The 278-nt window shown below is 59.4% G+C and carries 1 protein-coding gene; it reads left to right on the forward strand.

The genetic code is table 11. The annotated features are described in order from the left end of the window. The coding region (locus tag JMJ55_RS30580) for a hypothetical protein (protein WP_202829365.1) at positions 1-278 on the forward strand (278 nt) is incomplete at both ends.

The raw sequence follows: 278 nt of genomic DNA on the forward strand, positions 1-278 counted from the left end.
GGATGGTCAGGATGTTCAGATCATCTCCGCTGCATATGGAGGACCGGCTGGGATCGACGCTGTAAATACCCATTTCCACCGCTTCAACGCGCACGGAAAGCCTCGCTTCCGCCGCTTCACCGTTGGCGACCCGGTGATCTGGCTTAAGAACGACTACGCCCGCGGCCTCTGGAACGGCAGTATGGGCATGGTGATCGGGATCGATGGCGGTCACCTCCAGGTCAGGCTGGATGGTCAAGAGTTTGACCTGGACGCAGACGACCTCGACGATCTCGATC

Source organism: Belnapia mucosa (genome assembly GCF_016775475.1).
In the GTDB taxonomy this organism is placed as follows: Bacteria; Pseudomonadota; Alphaproteobacteria; order Acetobacterales; family Acetobacteraceae; genus Belnapia; species Belnapia mucosa.